The organism is Arthrobacter sp. T572, assembly GCF_056780115.1.
Genome location: NZ_JBRAZQ010000001.1, coordinates 79,458 through 95,055, shown reverse-complemented (window position 1 = coordinate 95,055; position 15,598 = coordinate 79,458). Strand labels below are relative to the sequence as shown.

16 protein-coding genes and 1 pseudogene are annotated in these 15,598 nt (G+C 62.4%); 11 read left to right on the top strand and 6 right to left on the bottom strand.

Annotated features, from left to right (window positions below; genetic code table 11):
* Position 1 precedes the first annotated feature (1 nt).
* From ACUYMZ_RS00445 to ACUYMZ_RS00430, 4 genes are all read left to right on the top strand, one after another.
* Positions 2 to 964, top strand: a complete 963-nt coding sequence (locus ACUYMZ_RS00445) for a carbohydrate ABC transporter permease (protein ID WP_481601701.1) — start codon at positions 2 to 4, stop codon at positions 962 to 964.
* A 4-nt stretch (positions 965 to 968) separates the two neighbouring features.
* Positions 969 to 1,850: a carbohydrate ABC transporter permease gene (locus tag ACUYMZ_RS00440; protein ID WP_481601700.1), complete on the top strand. Its 882-nt coding sequence runs from the start codon at positions 969 to 971 to the stop codon at positions 1,848 to 1,850.
* A gap of 36 nt (positions 1,851 to 1,886) precedes the next feature.
* Entirely contained in the window at positions 1,887 to 3,170 is a 1,284-nt protein-coding gene (locus ACUYMZ_RS00435; RefSeq protein ID WP_481601699.1) for an ABC transporter substrate-binding protein, read from the top strand.
* Between the two features lie 113 nt (positions 3,171 to 3,283).
* On the top strand, positions 3,284 to 3,631 hold the full coding sequence (locus tag ACUYMZ_RS00430) for a winged helix-turn-helix domain-containing protein (protein ID WP_481601698.1): 348 nt from the start codon (positions 3,284 to 3,286) through the stop codon (positions 3,629 to 3,631).
* Positions 3,632 to 4,242: 611 nt separating this feature from the next.
* Here ACUYMZ_RS00430 and ACUYMZ_RS00425 read toward each other — a convergent pair.
* The 4 genes from ACUYMZ_RS00425 to ACUYMZ_RS00410 all read right to left on the bottom strand — a co-directional run bounded on the left by ACUYMZ_RS00425 (position 4,243) and on the right by ACUYMZ_RS00410 (position 7,143).
* Positions 4,243 to 4,548, bottom strand: a complete 306-nt coding sequence (locus ACUYMZ_RS00425) for a hypothetical protein (RefSeq protein ID WP_481601697.1) — start codon at positions 4,546 to 4,548, stop codon at positions 4,243 to 4,245.
* Between the two features lie 387 nt (positions 4,549 to 4,935).
* Positions 4,936 to 5,964 (bottom strand): ATP-dependent DNA ligase, encoded by a 1,029-nt coding sequence (locus tag ACUYMZ_RS00420; RefSeq protein ID WP_481601696.1) that lies wholly within the window; start codon positions 5,962 to 5,964, stop codon positions 4,936 to 4,938.
* A 265-nt stretch (positions 5,965 to 6,229) separates the two neighbouring features.
* Positions 6,230 to 6,832: an ANTAR domain-containing protein gene (locus tag ACUYMZ_RS00415; protein ID WP_481601695.1), complete on the bottom strand. Its 603-nt coding sequence runs from the start codon at positions 6,830 to 6,832 to the stop codon at positions 6,230 to 6,232.
* A 32-nt stretch (positions 6,833 to 6,864) separates the two neighbouring features.
* Entirely contained in the window at positions 6,865 to 7,143 is a 279-nt protein-coding gene (locus ACUYMZ_RS00410; protein WP_481601694.1) for a hypothetical protein, read from the bottom strand.
* 474 nt (positions 7,144 to 7,617) lie between these two features.
* On the opposite strand from ACUYMZ_RS00410, the gene dprA reads away from it, so the two are divergent.
* The 3 genes from dprA to ACUYMZ_RS00395 all read left to right on the top strand — a co-directional run bounded on the left by dprA (position 7,618) and on the right by ACUYMZ_RS00395 (position 10,505).
* Positions 7,618 to 8,526: a DNA-processing protein DprA gene (gene dprA / locus ACUYMZ_RS00405; RefSeq protein WP_481601693.1), complete on the top strand. Its 909-nt coding sequence runs from the start codon at positions 7,618 to 7,620 to the stop codon at positions 8,524 to 8,526.
* 622 nt (positions 8,527 to 9,148) lie between these two features.
* Positions 9,149 to 10,168, top strand: a complete 1,020-nt coding sequence (locus ACUYMZ_RS00400; protein WP_481601692.1) for a DUF4192 domain-containing protein — start codon at positions 9,149 to 9,151, stop codon at positions 10,166 to 10,168.
* A gap of 190 nt (positions 10,169 to 10,358) precedes the next feature.
* Entirely contained in the window at positions 10,359 to 10,505 is a 147-nt protein-coding gene (locus ACUYMZ_RS00395; protein WP_481601691.1) for a hypothetical protein, read from the top strand.
* Between the two features lie 272 nt (positions 10,506 to 10,777).
* On the opposite strand, the gene ACUYMZ_RS00390 is transcribed toward ACUYMZ_RS00395, so the two are convergent.
* Positions 10,778 to 11,002 (bottom strand): hypothetical protein, encoded by a 225-nt coding sequence (locus ACUYMZ_RS00390; protein WP_481601690.1) that lies wholly within the window; start codon positions 11,000 to 11,002, stop codon positions 10,778 to 10,780.
* A gap of 242 nt (positions 11,003 to 11,244) precedes the next feature.
* Between ACUYMZ_RS00390 and ACUYMZ_RS00385 the strand changes: the two genes are divergently transcribed.
* Entirely contained in the window at positions 11,245 to 11,997 is a 753-nt protein-coding gene (locus ACUYMZ_RS00385) for a MerR family transcriptional regulator (RefSeq protein ID WP_481601689.1), read from the top strand.
* A 128-nt stretch (positions 11,998 to 12,125) separates the two neighbouring features.
* Here the strand turns inward: ACUYMZ_RS00385 and ACUYMZ_RS00380 are convergent, their stop codons facing one another.
* Entirely contained in the window at positions 12,126 to 13,343 is a 1,218-nt protein-coding gene (locus ACUYMZ_RS00380) for an IS110 family RNA-guided transposase (protein WP_481601688.1), read from the bottom strand.
* Positions 13,344 to 13,861: 518 nt separating this feature from the next.
* Here ACUYMZ_RS00380 and ACUYMZ_RS00375 point away from each other — a divergent pair.
* The 3 genes and pseudogenes from ACUYMZ_RS00375 to ACUYMZ_RS00365 all read left to right on the top strand — a co-directional run.
* Complete coding sequence (locus ACUYMZ_RS00375) at positions 13,862 to 14,293, top strand: hypothetical protein (RefSeq protein ID WP_481601687.1); 432 nt, start codon at positions 13,862 to 13,864, stop codon at positions 14,291 to 14,293.
* Positions 14,294 to 14,358: 65 nt separating this feature from the next.
* Entirely contained in the window at positions 14,359 to 14,706 is a 348-nt protein-coding gene (locus ACUYMZ_RS00370) for a DUF3846 domain-containing protein (RefSeq protein ID WP_481601686.1), read from the top strand.
* 647 nt (positions 14,707 to 15,353) lie between these two features.
* Positions 15,354 to 15,512: pseudogene (locus ACUYMZ_RS00365) on the top strand (ParB/RepB/Spo0J family partition protein); the annotation flags it as partial.
* Between the last annotated feature and the right edge of the window lie 86 nt (positions 15,513 to 15,598).

Here is a 15,598-nt window from a genome sequence, read left to right as displayed (position 1 = left end):
CATGTCGCTTCATACCCGAGCACCTTCTGAGGTTGGCCCCGGCATTAGCGGGCGCAAGCCTAGCAAGGGTCTGGTTGCACGGAACCGCAAAGCCAGGCGCGGGACGTCTTTTCCCTATCTGCTGGTACTCCCGGCCCTGGCTCTCTTTGTCCTCGTCATCGGATACCCCTTTGTCCAGTCTCTGGCCTTCGCCTTCACCGACCGGAGCCTGCTCGGAACAGAGGAGAACTTCGTCGGATTTGAGAACATCGCAGCCTTCATCTCGGCACCCTCATTTGGCCCGATCCTGTGGCAAACCATCGTTTTCGTCGGGGCGTCCACGCTCGGAGCCTTTGTTGTCGCACTTGCCCTCGCGCTGGCCTTGAACACACGGATGGCAGCAGTTGGAGCGCTCCGAACTGGCTTCCTCATTCCATGGATCCTCCCTGGTGTTGTCGTCTCGTTCGTCTGGCTGTGGATCTTCGACACCAACTACGGTGTGCTGAATGGCGCGATCAAGATGTTCGGCCTAGGAGAGGGAAACACTAACTGGTTGGACTCCCCCCACCTCGCCATGACGGCGATCATCATGGCAAAGATCTGGCACTCCTTCCCGTGGATGACGATCCTGATCTTAGCGGCACTGCAGGGGATCCCCTCAGAGGTTCACGATGCGGCAGCCGTGGACGGGGCCTCCGCCTGGAAGAAACAGATCTTCGTCATTCTTCCGCAGATCAAACCGGCATTGGCCCTGACGCTGTTGCTCGAGACGATCTGGGGCCTTCAGCAATTCGAAATCCCCTACGTCATGACCAGCGGTGGACCGGTCGGATCCACGACGACGTTCTCCATCGCTCTCTACAAGGCTGCCTTCAGCGACTTCGACCTCGGGAAGGCCGGCGCTATCGGCGCCATCTGGACAATCCTCATGAGCCTCCTCGTGGCCATTTACGTCGTATATACCATCAAGCAGGAAAAGGACTAAGTAGATGTCTGCAACCCTGAAAACGCCAGTAAGGGCGCGCCCCGGCCAATCAGCCCCCGGTTCCGCTCCAGGGCAGCGGCGATCAACAACCGCGCATGTCACCGTCGCAGTACTGCTGCTGTTTGCCCTCTTCCCCGTGGCCTGGATGGCACTGACGGCCTTCACCTCAAATGAAGACATCTTCCAGTTCCCGCCCTCGCTCCAGCGTTCGTTCACCCTGGACCACTTCACCGAAGTCCTCACCAACGGGACGCTCCTGAAATTCATGGTGAACGGCCTGATAGTGGCGACCACCACCACAATCATCAGTCTCTTCCTCGGGTTTACGGCCGGATACTCTTTTTCCAAGTTCCGCTACTATGGCCGCACCCCCCTGATGTACCTCATACTCGTGGCCCAGATGGTTCCTGAGGTCCTACTCCTACTCTCGCTGTATGCGTCCTTCAACGCTCTTGGTCTGCTGAACACCTACGGGGCACTCATCCTCTCGTATTCAACCTTCACGCTCCCGCTCGCGGTCTGGATGATGAAGAACAGTTTTGACGCAATCCCCAACGACCTCATGGAAGCCGGGCGCATCGACGGAGCAAGCGAATTCAGAATCATGATTACGGTCTTGCTTCCGGTCTGCCGGACATCCTTGATCGCCGTCGGACTCTTCGCCTTCATTAGGGCGTGGAATGACCTCGCCTATGCGCTCACCCTGGTAGACACGCCCCTCCAAACTCTGCCAGCTGGCCTGTCACTGACTTTCCTAGGTGAGTTTCAGAACTCCTACGGCCAGATGATGGCCGCATCTCTGGTGACCTCATTGCCCGTGGTCGCGGTCTTTCTCCTTCTGCAAAAACACTTCGTAAGCGGAGCCCTCGCCGGCTCCGTCAAATGACATCCGAACAAGAAAACTAACGAATAGGAAAACGAGATGGCAACGACGCCAAGTTCAACAACCGGCCTGTCCCGACGCACATTTCTCAGAGCCGGGGCGGGCACCGCGGCCTTGGGGTTCCTCACCATGACTGGCTGCGCTTCTACATCAGGCGGCCCTGCGGCCAACGGACCCTTGACCGTCACGTCCTGGGTTTTTGGGCAGGACTCAGGAACAGCACTCAAAACTGTCGTGGCGGACTTCGGAACATCCACCTCAATCAAAACCGAAGAGAACACCTATCCATACCTGCAGTACCTCAACCAGCTGGTCCTTAAAGCCAAAAGCAAGAGCCTTACTGGAGTAGCCCACATCGACGAAGAATGGCTTTCCACCCTCGCCCTGACCGGTGCACTCAAAGAAGTCTCAGGAATATTCGACCAGTCTCTGTACCCGGAATCGGTGAATAATGCTGGCACTTACAAGGGCAAGAGATATGCCATGCCCTGGACGCAGTCTGCTATCGGAATCATCACAAACACCGAAATCCTCGCTCATGCTGGAGTCTCAAACCCGGTTCGGACGACCGATGAATTCACAGCGGCGCTTCGGGCGTTGAAGAGAGCCGACAGCAATCTCATCCCCTACGCCCCCTGCACCAAGGTCGAACAGCTCAAGGACATCATTCCCTGGATGTGGACCTTCGGCTCTCCGGTTGTGGACGGCGAAACGGTAACCCTGGGTGACGACGGGTCAATCCAAGCGTTGGATTACTGGAAGCTTCTTTTGGATGAAGGGCTAATCCAGGCCGGAGTCGTCCGCGACTCCGCCCGGACCCTCTTCGCCCAAGGAAAAGCCGCCATTTACGATGACGCTCCCCAAGCTGTCGGCATCATTCCTGGCCAGTCCAAGGACCCGAATATTGCATCCAAGATGAAGCCAGCCGCACGTCCTACGAAATCTGTGGGGAATCAGCCGCGCGCTCTGGTCTGGAGCCAGCCACTGGTGCGCTTCAGCGATGAGGAATCCACAACAAAATTCATGAAGTTCATGAGCACCGACACCAAAGCCGCCCAAAAGCTCTTTGAGGCTGCAGGGCAACCTCCAACAACAAAGGCGAACCTGGCATCGGACTGGTTCAAAAACAACTCGTTCCATAGCGAATTCGACAAGCAGATCGCTGCCACGGCGACCCGCAACCCGTTCTGGAACTTCCCAAGCGCCTCATCAGCCCAAACCCGATTCAACGAACACGTCGAAGCGGCACTATCAGGCACCGTCACCGCCAAGGCTGCAATGGCCGCAGCAAAAACGGACCTGGAGACCATGCTCAAGGGATAACACCAGCGGTGTCAGTGTGTCCCGGCCCAATCACGGGCCGGGACACACTCCCGGTCATTATCAAGGACAAAGGTTTGCTCCCTGTCGGGAGCGATTGTTGGTAAGGAAACCACGTGAAGGCACAAGTTTCCCCTTTGCTGGACGGAAGAACGACGCAATCCATAATTCGGATCCTGCAACACGGGTCCAGTTATCCCAAAGCCCTCGCCGAGAAACTCGGCTTATCACAGGGATACATCAGCAACCGGCTGGCTCAATTGAACGCTCACGGGCTCGTCAATACCGAGAAACTTGGACGGCACATGATCTATAGCCTGTCCGCAGACGGGGAGCAACGCATCCAAGCCCATGAATCCAGGATGAAGCAGCAGACGACAGTGCAGGGACGACCGGACGGGCAGGCCCAGCAGTTCTGTCGAATTCTCTGCCCTGAATGTGGATCTGTAAAGACGGATGCCTGAGCAATGCTTTTAGCATCATTTTTTCGGGGGCCCACGCGGCAGGCGCACGTGGCGGATGAGAAACGCCAAGCGTAGCGTTCGGCCGCCGGCGACGGAAATCAATGACCTACCTCAGAAGATCCGGAGCGGCTTGGAATGGTAGCTTCGCCTTGTTGTACCTGTGGATCAGGTTCTGGGCAGACGGAGGATCCGCTTGCAGAGCAAATATGGAAGCCTTCGTCCACGGCTTGCAGGAGCTGTCGGAAAAGGATGTCCGAGAATTATGGGTGATTCGGTCAGAGATGGCACTTGACGCGCTGGAGTAGCGACCAATGGGTGAGGGCTTTTGGCTGCGGCTGACGCCGCAGGGGAAGAGCCTCGGGCACTAGTATCGGGCCGAAGGAGAGGACCTCTCGGACTAGTGGTGGTTTCCTTTGGATGACTTCCTTGGCGGGGGACGGGACCATCATCCATAGCCCGAAGTAGTTATGTGGGATCCGCAACTCCATCGCCTTTCTCGACGTGAGCAGCTAGTTTGTCCTGCACCTGTGTAAGGGTGGGCAGGCCGAATTCTGCCCGGATCTGCTCCCAGAGCCTGGGCGGGACGGGGGAGCGGTACAGGTCCGCTGGCATCAGCTGATCGAATCCAGCACCCACTGGGTGGTTGTGGGATTGCGTCGCAGTAGGAACGTCCGTAGGGCGGCGTTGGCGGACAGTTTGGCCTGGACCTGCCAGAACTCGATGTCAACGATGTTTCCTATCCCCCGAGGGGCGGTGAAGCGGGTCTGCCACCAGGAATCCCGTTCGAACCAGTGCACCGGTTCCTCGGTCACAACCCACACCCGGCCCTCATGCCTGACGGCCAGGGGCCGACCGGTGGGGCTGAACCTGACCTCAACCACGGTCTGGGTGGTTTCACTGGCTGCTGTTACTGTCACGGTTTACACGCTCTCCTAAGTTCTTGCTGTTGGCTTCATCGCGGCGGGTGACCGCTGAAGCCCACACCCATGTCCGGTAGGTCATGGGCCCGTCCTGCCATCGCACTTCAACAGCTTTCGCGGTCCAGGCGAACACTTCACCGTCAACGAGCTCGGCGCAGTTCGGGAACCGCAACCACGCCTTAACCGGGATCCCCGGAAACTCGTTGTGGACAGGGTTGTTCCCGAAATCAAGCTCTTCGAGCGTGAGCCCAAAGGGCTGCGCACGCCTGGAGTACCGAGTGTGCAGAGCCTTGGCCTGCTCAGGACCCACTACCACACCTATCCGAATATATGTTCGAATGACACACAAAAAGTGTGGCGGTACCCAACCGATGCCGCCGCCGATCAGTATGGGGGAGAGGTACGACGAAATAACTGCTGTGGGAGTTGCACAGCGGAGGGATCCAGCTCGGGCCGGGAACGAAGGTAGGAAAGAGGGTGCCGGAAGGATTTGCCGGTCCACGCGACGTCGGCCGCGACCTCGACCACGATCGGCTCCACCAGTGTCAGGCGGACCGGGCCTTTGTCCTTGCTGAATCTGTTCAGCGATGATTCGCTGATTTCTTCCGGCCAGGGGTGACCTGGCTGCGCCGGGCGCAGGTGGCGGGCCAGCTCCCGACCTACGCGGGTGGAGAGCACCGTGGACCGGCCGACGATCCGTAGCTGACCATCGACCGGCAGGCCGGCGATGATGGCCTGGGGCTGGGTTATCGGGCCGATGACGGCCGCGCACACCACGTCAAAGGTGTTTTTGCTTTTAAGCTTCAACCAGGAACGTGTTGCTTCGTACGTTTGTGAGCCTCCCTTGAACACCAGCCCCTCCACCCCGGTAGCGGCCAGGTCCTTCAGCCAGGTTTTGGCCAGGTCCATGTCGGTGGTGGTGGGGGAGAGGTTCAGCGGGGCGGTCCAGTCCCGGGCCAGTTCCTCGAGCAGCTGGCGCCGTCCCGTGAACGGCACCGACCGGACGTCCCGTCCGGCAACGGCCAGCACGTCGAAAGCCGCATACGCGGCCGGCAGCTCATGGACCAGGGCCGGCAAAGCCACCCTGGAGGTGACCATGCGCCGCTGTAGCGCCTCAAAGTCCAGCCGGCCCGCCTTCCAGATGACCGCCTCACCATCAAGCACTACACCGGGTGGGACGTGGTCCCGAACCGCGGCGCAGAGGTCAGGGAAGATCCTCGACAAATCCTTGCCCTGGCGGCTCCATAGCGTCACCCGGCCTGAATCATTGAGGACGATGGCCCGATAGCCATCCCATTTGGGCTCGGAATATAACGTGCCCGGCAACGCTCCTGGGCCGGGGAATGTCTTGACGAGCTTGGCCAGGGCAACAGCAACCGGTGGCTGCAACGCCTGGGGAATGGACTCGTCCATGCGCCCAGCCTAAAGGACCAACAACCAGAACGGACCTCCGCTGCGCTCCGGCCTGTCAAAGCCTGTTTTGCCTTACATATGGCTGGATTGTCCCCCCCGTAAAGGCCGTCGATGGTGGCCGCCCGCTCCCGGTCCCGGCAGATGGCCTTTCATTTTCGAACAGGTGTCCCGCCGGGAACATGGGGATGACTCCGGCGGGACGCGCCCACCGTAGCCGTCCCGCCTGACAATTCCGTGTGTGCCCGCACTTACCGGGGCTTGCTGGTTAGTCGTCGAAGTATGTTTTCGGTGCTGTTCCGGGGCAGGGTGTCTGGGCGATCTGCTGGGCGATGTCGAGCAGTTTTCTGTCCTGTGCTTGTGATGTCTGGAGCAGGTATGCGAAGGCTTCGCCTTTAGTGCAGTTGTTTTTGGCCATGATGATCCCGCAGGCCACACCGATGACGGTGCGGGCTTCCATCGCGGTTTTCAGTTCCGTGCATCGCGTCTCTGCAGTGTAGACGCGCAGGGCGAGGCCAAGGGCCTGGCTTGCCACGTGGGAGAAGGCCCGTGCCTGGTCGGTGACGGCCTGGGGGAACAGCTCGTTCCCGGGTGCGAAAAAACTCAGCACGGCGGCCGCATCCGGCCCTGGATCCAGGGGAACGCTCACGGCGCGGTCGAGCAGGGGCAGGTTGTTGGTGGTCGCCGCCATCAGGCCCGCTTGTTGAGGCCGGTGCAGTGTCACCGCGCACTCGACCGGCGCATCAGAGGCCCGGCTCAGAGTGGCAGCCGCCTGCTGGGCCATCCCTTCCAGGAATGCCCCGAGATGGGGTGCGGACTCTAGGAGTTGGTGGAGCCTTTGGAGGACGTCACGGTGCTCAACCGTTTCCACGCCATCAATTTTAGAAGCCCGTCTATTTCTTGTCATGAATTCGCGTGCTTGAAGATGTTGGGCTGGGAGGCGTCCTTCAGTTCCAGTCCGGGATAGAACCGGACCGGGCCCTGAGTGTCGTCGTGGGCTATGCCTGCGTGCCGCAGGGCGATGGCCAAATCACTGGCGTCCATGGGCTCAGCGCCAGCGGTCAGGGCCCAGGACTGGTACCGCCCGTAGAGGGTGGTGATGTCCAGGCCCTTGTCGCTGGTGTCGTTCAGGGAGACGCATTGCTCGAGGAAGCTTGGGATGTCGTGGTGGTTTGTCGTCACTGCAAAGACCTCTGGCGTCATTCGAATCGCCGGTTTGCTGCAGCGGAAGGCCAACTTATCCACGCACTGCCTCAGGAGTCAAAGAAATCACTTCCAGGGCGTCGCCTGGCGCCGCGCAGGGGCCGACAGAGTTTTCGGTGCGGCGTACCGCACCGAAACCGGTCCTCGCTGCGCTCGGGCTGTAAAAGCCTCTTTTCTTGTTTTGGCTGCTGTCCTGACGGATTGTACGTGCCCGCTCCGGCCGGTCTAGCCCCTCCTTCGTCGGGGCCTGCGGGTCGGGAATTTCCCTGCGGCGCTCCTGCGTCGCTGATTTCCTTTCGGGAATTTCCCGTCCCTTGCCCAAAGGGTAGACAGGCCTCCGTCGGTCACAGCTTCGCAAGCTTCGCCAGCAGCCAAAACAACGAACGGGGGAGGGGAGCTGGCCGGTCACCACGAGCGCCCCACCCACCGGATCCTCAGCAAAGGACGCACATCATGAACGACCGCATCGCACGCGCAGCCCTGACCCGCCTGTTCGACCCGCAGGACACCACTGGCCGCGCCCTTGTCGGCACCCTCGGCGCTTATGCCGCCCTCCGCATCGTCACCGGGGAACAGCCACTCCACACGTTCGCCCACATCACCGAGACCGACCTTACAGAGGGTTTGCAGCGCTGGCGCCAGCGTCTGCCCGAGATCGACGCCGAGAAGGACCTCGCGACCATTGAGCGCCTCGGCGGCGGGTTCCTCATCCCGGGGGATGAGCACTGGCCGACCGGGTTGGATGACCTGCCTGATGCTCCGTACGGGCTCTGGTACCGGGGCGACATCGCGAACGGGATCCCGGCCCCGCAGCGTGCTGTGGCGTTGACCGGGTCGCGGGATTCGACGAGCTATGGCGCGGCCGTGACCGGTCAGATGGCCCATCAGCTGGCTGGCCGTGGCATCTGCATCGTCTCCGGCCTCGGCTACGGCATCGACGCGCACGCCCACCGGGCAGCGCTCTCCGGTTTTGCTGGTGAGGGACCGGCGACGATCGCGGTCGTCGCCGGTGGCCTTGACCGGGACTACCCGGCCGGGAACGCCGACCTCGCAGCAGCGATCCGGGCCCACGGTTTGATCGTTTCCGAACAGCCCCCGGGCACGGCACCTACCCGGTACCGGTTCCTGCAGCGCGGCAGGATTATTGCCGCCCTGGCCGGTGTGACCTGTGTCGTGGAGGCCCGCTGGCGCTCGGGTGCCCTGCACGCCGCTCACCAGGCCGAGACCATCGCCCGCCACGTGGCGGCGGTACCGGGGCCCGTCCACAGCGCCAACTCTGCAGGGTGTCATCGGTTGATCCGCGACGGCGGCGCCGCGCTGGTCACCGAAGCCCAGGAACTTGCCGAGCTACTCGCCAGCTAACCCCACGGTGGCCGGGACCTCCGGAGGTCCCGGCCACCAACACGGGTAGCTGCTTTGATGGTTTGATCGCCTCTGGTGGGCGGGCGGTCCGCCGTCGTGGCGGCTGGGGTGCGTGGTTGCCGGAGGCGGACCGCCACAGCACAGGACGGTTCTTGGGTTGCCCGGGTGGCGCGTGGCACCGGCCCGTTTTCTCCCCTAGGCGCACGTGGGGTGCTGGAGGGGACGGTTCGCCGGGGCGAACCGTGAAGCGGGCGTCCACTCCGCTTCGCTCCGTGGCCGGCTGTTGGGGCCAGGCCGTTCCGTCGCAGAGCTCCTGCACGCCCTGGCCCTGTTCTTGTCTTCGACGTTTAGGCTGCTGTCCTGACGGATTGTACGTGCCCGCTCCGGCCTGTCTAGCCCCTCCTTCGTCGGGGCCTGCGTGCCGGGAATTTCCCTGCGGCGCTCCTGCGTCGCTGATTTCCTTCGGGAATTTCCCGTCCCTTGCCCTGCGGGTAGACAGGCCTCCGTCGGGCACAGCTCCGCAAGCTTCGCCAGCAGCCAAAACAACGAACGGGGGAGAAGGGGAGCTGGCCGGTCACCACGAGCGCCCCACCCACCGGATCCTCAGCAAAGGACTTGACTCTTGACGAACGAACTGCGCATCAGCAGCCCCGCCGACATCCTGAGCTTCATCCCGCACACCCTTGGCTTCGCACCCCGTGAATCCTTCGTGTTCATCACCATGCGCGGGAACATGCTCGGCGCTACCTTGCGCGTCGACGCACCCAAGGACGCGAACACGGCAGAATTCGCGCGGGCCATGGCCAACTACATCGCACTGGACACCCAAGCGAACGCCGCAGTGCTGGCCGTCTACTCCGACCAGCCCGCAGCCACGGGCACGGCGCGCCCGTTCCACGGGCACGTCGAGGCGATCATCGAGACCCTCGACGCCGCCGGTGTCCCGCTCAAAGACGCATGGTTGGTGACCTCCGGGCATTGGAAGAACCTGCTCTGCGATGACCCCCGGTGCTGCCCCATCGAGTCGCTGGAGTCGATCACGGACGGGCAGCTGAACGCCGAAATGATCTTCCGTGGCAGCAGCTACAAGAACGCACCGGGCACCACCTACGCCCCGTTCACCGGCCCGACCGACACGGTGGAGAAGATCGAATACGCCGGGCACGTGCTGCAGTACAGCGAAGAGATTAACGCCATCGAACTCTGGTCAGAGGCCATCGCCTGCAGCGGCCGGATCAGCCCGGAATCGGCCGTGCAGTTGCTGGCCTGCTTCCAGTACCCGACCCTGCGGGATGTGCTGATGTGCACCGTGATCGAACCCGAACGCACCACCGCCGAGGGCAGCGGCTACCTGCTCGTCGGGGAAGGAATCCGCCCGGACTGGACCCGCGTGGACGGCGCCCAGGAAGCGGCCCGTGAACTGATCGCCGCAGCCCCGGAGACCTACCGGGCACCGCTGCTGACGGTGATCGGCTGGCTCTACTACCTCAAAGGCCAATCCTCGGTCGCGGCCGAGCACTTCACCGCTGCGTTGGAGGACGTGCCCGGGTACCGGCTCGCCGGGCTGATGGAAGAACTCATCAGCCACGGAAAGATCGCCCCCGTAGCGGCCGATGAGGCCACCGGCTACAAGAAGCGCTAACCCAGCAAGGGGCCGGGACCGGCAAACGGTTCCGGCCCCACCGCCAGCGGCGGCGGCCTCCCCCGCTGGCGCTCCTCCGGCCGCCGATAACGCTGCCGCGGGCGAAGCCCCCCACCAACCACCAGCAATCCTGCCGCCGGGCTACAGTGGAAGAACCACCGGTTCCACAAACGCCAGGGAGCAGCACCCCATGAGCCACGACTACGTCCTCACCGAAGACGACGCACCCTCGGGCAACACCCACGCCGAAGACCACCTGGAACTGAGCATGCTCACCATGGACCCGAAAGCCACCGTCGTGGACATCTCCTGGGAGAAAACCCCACAAGACTTCTAACCCCCCGCAGCGACGACGCTGCCCCCCAAGTTTTCCTTTTGCTGAGGGAAAAACAGGAAGAGCCGACACCACCGAGTGCCGGCTCTTCCGCCATCCAAGGGGATCGGCGGCCCACCATCAAGGCCGCCCGGGCGTGTGGCTACCAACGGCGGACCCCCACCGCACAGGTTGTCCCCGACGGCCCTGGCCGCGCGTCGCACCGGCCGTTGTCCCTGACTGAGAGGGGTGGTGGGACCTCGACCTTGAGCCGATTTCAGGACATCGGTCCTTCCTCATGCGCCGGTTTGTTTGGCCACCAATCTCCACAGCACCACAGCGGCAACAGCGTTGAGACAGGCGCTGAACAGGTCGCCCGCCGCGGGCCGGCCAATGAACAGATCAACGCCAACGACCACCAACAACGCAGCCGCGGCAACCGTGAACAGCACCGCACCGAAGCGGAACCATCCGGAATGAGGAACCCGACGGGGTCCGGACCGGTCTGCCCGATAACTCATGCCCCCACCTTATGCGGCAGGGACGGTTCGCCGGGGTGAACCGGGAAGCGGGCGTCCACTCCGCAAGCTCCGTGGCCGGCTGTTGGGGCCAGGCCGTTTCGTCGCAGGGCTCCTGCACGGCCTGGCCCTTCGTAATGTCTGCGACGATGCTCCTATAGGCGTCAAATTGGGCGGCGGTTCTATCAGGACCAGTGCGCACGGGGCTTGATCCTGACGCTGCGTCAGGTCCTAGGCTGGGAAACATGTTGGAGACGGTCGGGCAGTTGTGGAGCATTGGCGAACTGGCCAGGTTGTGCGGGGTCACTGTGCGGACCTTGCACCACTACGACCAGATCGGACTATTACGCGCGACAGGGCGAACCGACTCCGGGCACCGGCGGTATTCGGAGGAAGACGTCCGCCACCTCTACCGCATCAGGGCGCTCCGGGCGCTGGGCCTGTCTCTGGATCAGGTTCGCGAGGTCCTGGCGTCATCACCGAACGACGTCGGCGCCGTGCGGCAATTGTTCACCGCCCAGTTGTCGGCACTACATCAACAAGCCGAACAGGCGCTGCGTCTTCAGCACCAGATCCAAACCTTGCTGGACAACATGGGCAGCACCATGCCGGGCGTGGATCACTTCATATCAATTCTGGAAGGGATGACCATGTACGAGAAATACTTCACCGAGGAACAGCGCATCGAACTGGCGCAACGCCGAGCTGAACTCGGCCCAGCCGCGGTCGAAGATGCCAAGGCCACGTTTGCAAGCCTGGTCGAAGAAGGCCTGGGCTATCTGTCGGCAAATACGGCTGTGGACGACCCCGCGGTACGGGACTTTGCGAAGCGTTGGGATGGCCTCGGTTCCCAGTTCCACAGCAATGACGCGACCAAGGCTGCTGCGCGGGGCATGTGGCAGGACAACAGCCCAGAGCTGAGCGCCCGGCTGCCGTGGCCCGCGGACCGGCTCCAGGAATTAGTCACGTATCTCCAGCGGGTCCGGGACGCTGGCTAGAGCGGGCACTCTCGCTTGGCATTCATCCGTCCTCGAAATCCAGCTGTCTGTTATTCAAATGGTTGACGGGTGAGTATGGCTTACGTCCTGTTATGTGTTCGACTCTCGGCGTTACTGGGCCTAATGGCCTAGGCTGCTTTTTGCTCGGTGAGCCATTGTCGGTAGGTCGCAGCGAGCTCGTCGTTTCGGATGTGTCCGCGTTCCAGACGCGAGAGGATGGATACCCATTGGCCGAGTTCGCCGGCTACGGTCGTGATGGTGAGCCCGAGTTCGGTCCGCATGCGGCGGAGGTCTGAGTTGTCCGGTGCGGGCCGGGGGTTGGTGATCTGGCGGTAAATTTCCCGGGCTGCGTAGCGTTTGAGGCAGCGCATGATTTCGCGTTTTCCCTTGCCCTCGGTCGTGCGTTTGGCCACGTAGTCCTTAGTCCGCTGGCACGAGCCCATGCGAACCAGGACTACCTGATGCAAGGCATTGTTGGCGCTGCGATCGCCGCCTCTACTGAGCCGGTGGCGGGTTGTCTTGCCGGATGAGGCTGGTACTGGGGCGACGCCGACGAGCGAAGCGAACTGGGCTTCGCTGCCCAGCCGGTCCGGGTTGTCCCCGAAGGTGATCAAAAGCTGGCTGGCTACTTCAGTCCCGACTCCCGGGAGGTCACAGAGCAGCGGAGCGTAGCTATCGAGGATTTCCTTGAGGGCCGCGTCAGCAGCCTCAATTTCCGCTCCCAGTGCTTGGCAGCGGGCTGCCAACGCCTTGAGGGTCATCAGGGTCACGTACTCCGGGTCAGCCATATGGCCTGAAGGTCTTGTGCGCTGCAGGGCAGGAATCAGCGCGGAGGTGGCCAGTGTTCGGTATTTCGCCCGGATTTTGTCCGGCGCCGAAACGAGGAGCGCCTTGATCTGGTTGATAGCCGCGGTCCGAGCCTTGATGGCTGATGCCCGCCCGGAACGTACGATCCGCAGGCATTCCACCGGGCCGTCCTTGGCCTTCGGGATCGCCTTCGTCCGCCCCTCAAGCACCGACTTGGCGGCCTGATACGCATCCAACGGGTCGGACTTCCCCTTGAGCCGACGGGCAGCCCGGTTCGGGCGGTTTACCTCCAGCACGGTAAGCCCTTCACCCCGAAGGGTTCGCGCGAGCTCGGCACCGTACGATCCGGTTCCTTCGACACCGACGGCGGTGACTGTGCCGTAAGAGGTGATGAAGTCGATGATTTTCCGGTATCCGGATCCCACGGCGAGGAATTCCTTGTCCGCGAGGGGTTTGCCGTGTTCGTTGATGACGGCAACGTGGTGTGTGTCCGCGTGGGTGTCGATACCCGCAATGACTTTTGTTGGTTGGCTTGCCAAGATGGAAATTGCCCCTCAGTCGCGTCGAATGCTGATTGATCGGGCGCGGGCCAGGTGGGCAGACAAAACGGTAATGGGACTGGTCGTATCAGGCTCCTATGAGGTCATGTCCGCCTGGCTCGACACCCCTTTTAACGGACCTTGAGCCGGCGGACAGATCGTCGGGAAGACAGTGCCGCCTGGTACGTCAGTTTTTGGCTGGGTCACGCCGGCTCAAGGACTGTTCCAGTATTACCGTTTTTGGCTGCTGTCCTGACGGATTGTACGTGCCCGCTCCGGCCCGTCTAGCCCCTCCGTGAACTCCGGGGCCTGCATGCCGGGAATTTCCCTGCGGCGCTCCTGCGTCGCTGATTTCCTTCGGGAATTTCCCGTCCCTTGCCCAAAGGGTAGACAGGCCTGCGTCGGTCACAGCTCCGCAAGCTTCGCCAGCAGCCAAAACAACGAACGGGGGGAGGGGAGCTGGCCGGTCACCACGAGCGCCCCACCCACCAACTTCTCGGACAAGAAGGAGCAACACCATGAACGCAGTCATCACCATGACCGTGACCACCGTCGACACACAGGAAACCATCCACGACGTGCCTGTGCTCGTGGATTACCGCGTGAACGACGGCTACGACTGGATGGACGTCATCGGCGAACACGGGTGGGCCGTGATCCCCAGTTGGGGCTGTGACGGCTGGGACCTTGGCCAGTGGCCTTATGTCATGGTCGCCGGTATCCGCACCGCCGATGAGATCGGCAACCTGTTCGGCATGACCACCTACTGCGAGGGCGACGTACGGAGCACGTTTTACCGGACCAAGGCCGCTTTCTGGACCGCGATCAGTGAGCAGGCGTTCTACCACTGGAAGAACGGACAAGCCCAAGGCCCGGACGACCTGCCCGAAGCGGCCGCCGAACTGCCCGGCCGGTACAGGATCCCCTGCAATCTCTCCGCCGCCACCTAACCACCACCAAACCGGTGCCCCGCCTACGGGCGGGGCACCCCATCATCTTCTGAGAGGACAAACCCATGAGCACCTGCACCGCCCTGGTCATCCCCGCCGACCTGGCCGAACCGGCCCGCATCGAAACCATCGACGCCGGACTGGACAACCTGCAAACCCTCGTGTCCGGAAACATCGAAGCCGTGACCGTCGATGACTGGCACTTCTACCTGGACGAAGAAGGCAAAATCATGCAGCTTGCACCGAACCGTCGCGCCGCTCTGTTGGTCCTGGAAGAAACCGGGGTTCTGGCAGATGTGTACTGCGGCGACGTCGTTGTGCTCGGCGAAACCGACGACGGCGACGAAGCAGACGTGCCCGAGCATCTGATCGACACGGCGCAACAGCTTTTCGGACTCTACCAATCAGCTTAGACAGCCGGACGCCGTTGCCGGGCGGCAACCCCACCGCCCGGCAAGGGGTTCCATTGGCGCCGACTGGCATCGGTGGGCCGTTCGCCTTGTGTGGGCGGGCGGTCCGCCGCGTGTGGCTGCCTGGGCGGGTGGTTGCCGGCGACGGACCGCCGTTTCCGCGTCAGGGCCTGCGATGGTCATCTGGCGCGCGCGGCAAGCCCAAGCCTGCGCTGACCTTGGAATAGGGGGGCGGTCCAGGAAAAGCATGCTCGCAGGGCTCGCACCCCCGTGGGCGTCCTCTCCGCTTCGCTCCGTGGCCGGCTGTTGGGTGCTGCCGGTTAGTCGCAGAGCTCCGGCCCGGCATCACCTGTCGTGTCTACGACGTTTTTTGTGGCGGTCCTGCGGATCATACGGTTCCGCTCCGGCTCAGGCTCCTGCCCCCTCCGCAGGCTCCGGGGCCCTGCGGCCCTGGAATTCTTCGATGGCGCTCCTGTGTCGCTTATTTCCTTTCGAAGGTTTCCAGCACCTTGCCCTGGTGGGAGGAGACGCCTCCGTCGGCCCCGTTGAGCACTGCGTGCCAGCAACAAAAACAACTGGGGGAGATGGGGAGCTGGCCGTCACCAACGATGCCCCGCCCACCGACTTCTCGGACAAGAAGGAGCAACACCATGAATGCAGCACCCACGCTCGAAATGCTCGACCCCAACACCCTGACCGTGGACATCAACGTCCGCAAGGACGCCGCACTCACGAAGGAGTTCGTAGCCAGCATCAAAGAGCACGGCGTGCTGGTCCCCGTTGTCGCACACCGGACCGAGGACGGGACCCGGGCTACAGGCACAATCCGCTAGGCTGGATCACAGATTTCCTTTGTCCGAGGAACACAGCAGGACCGGCCCGCGCCGGTCCTGCT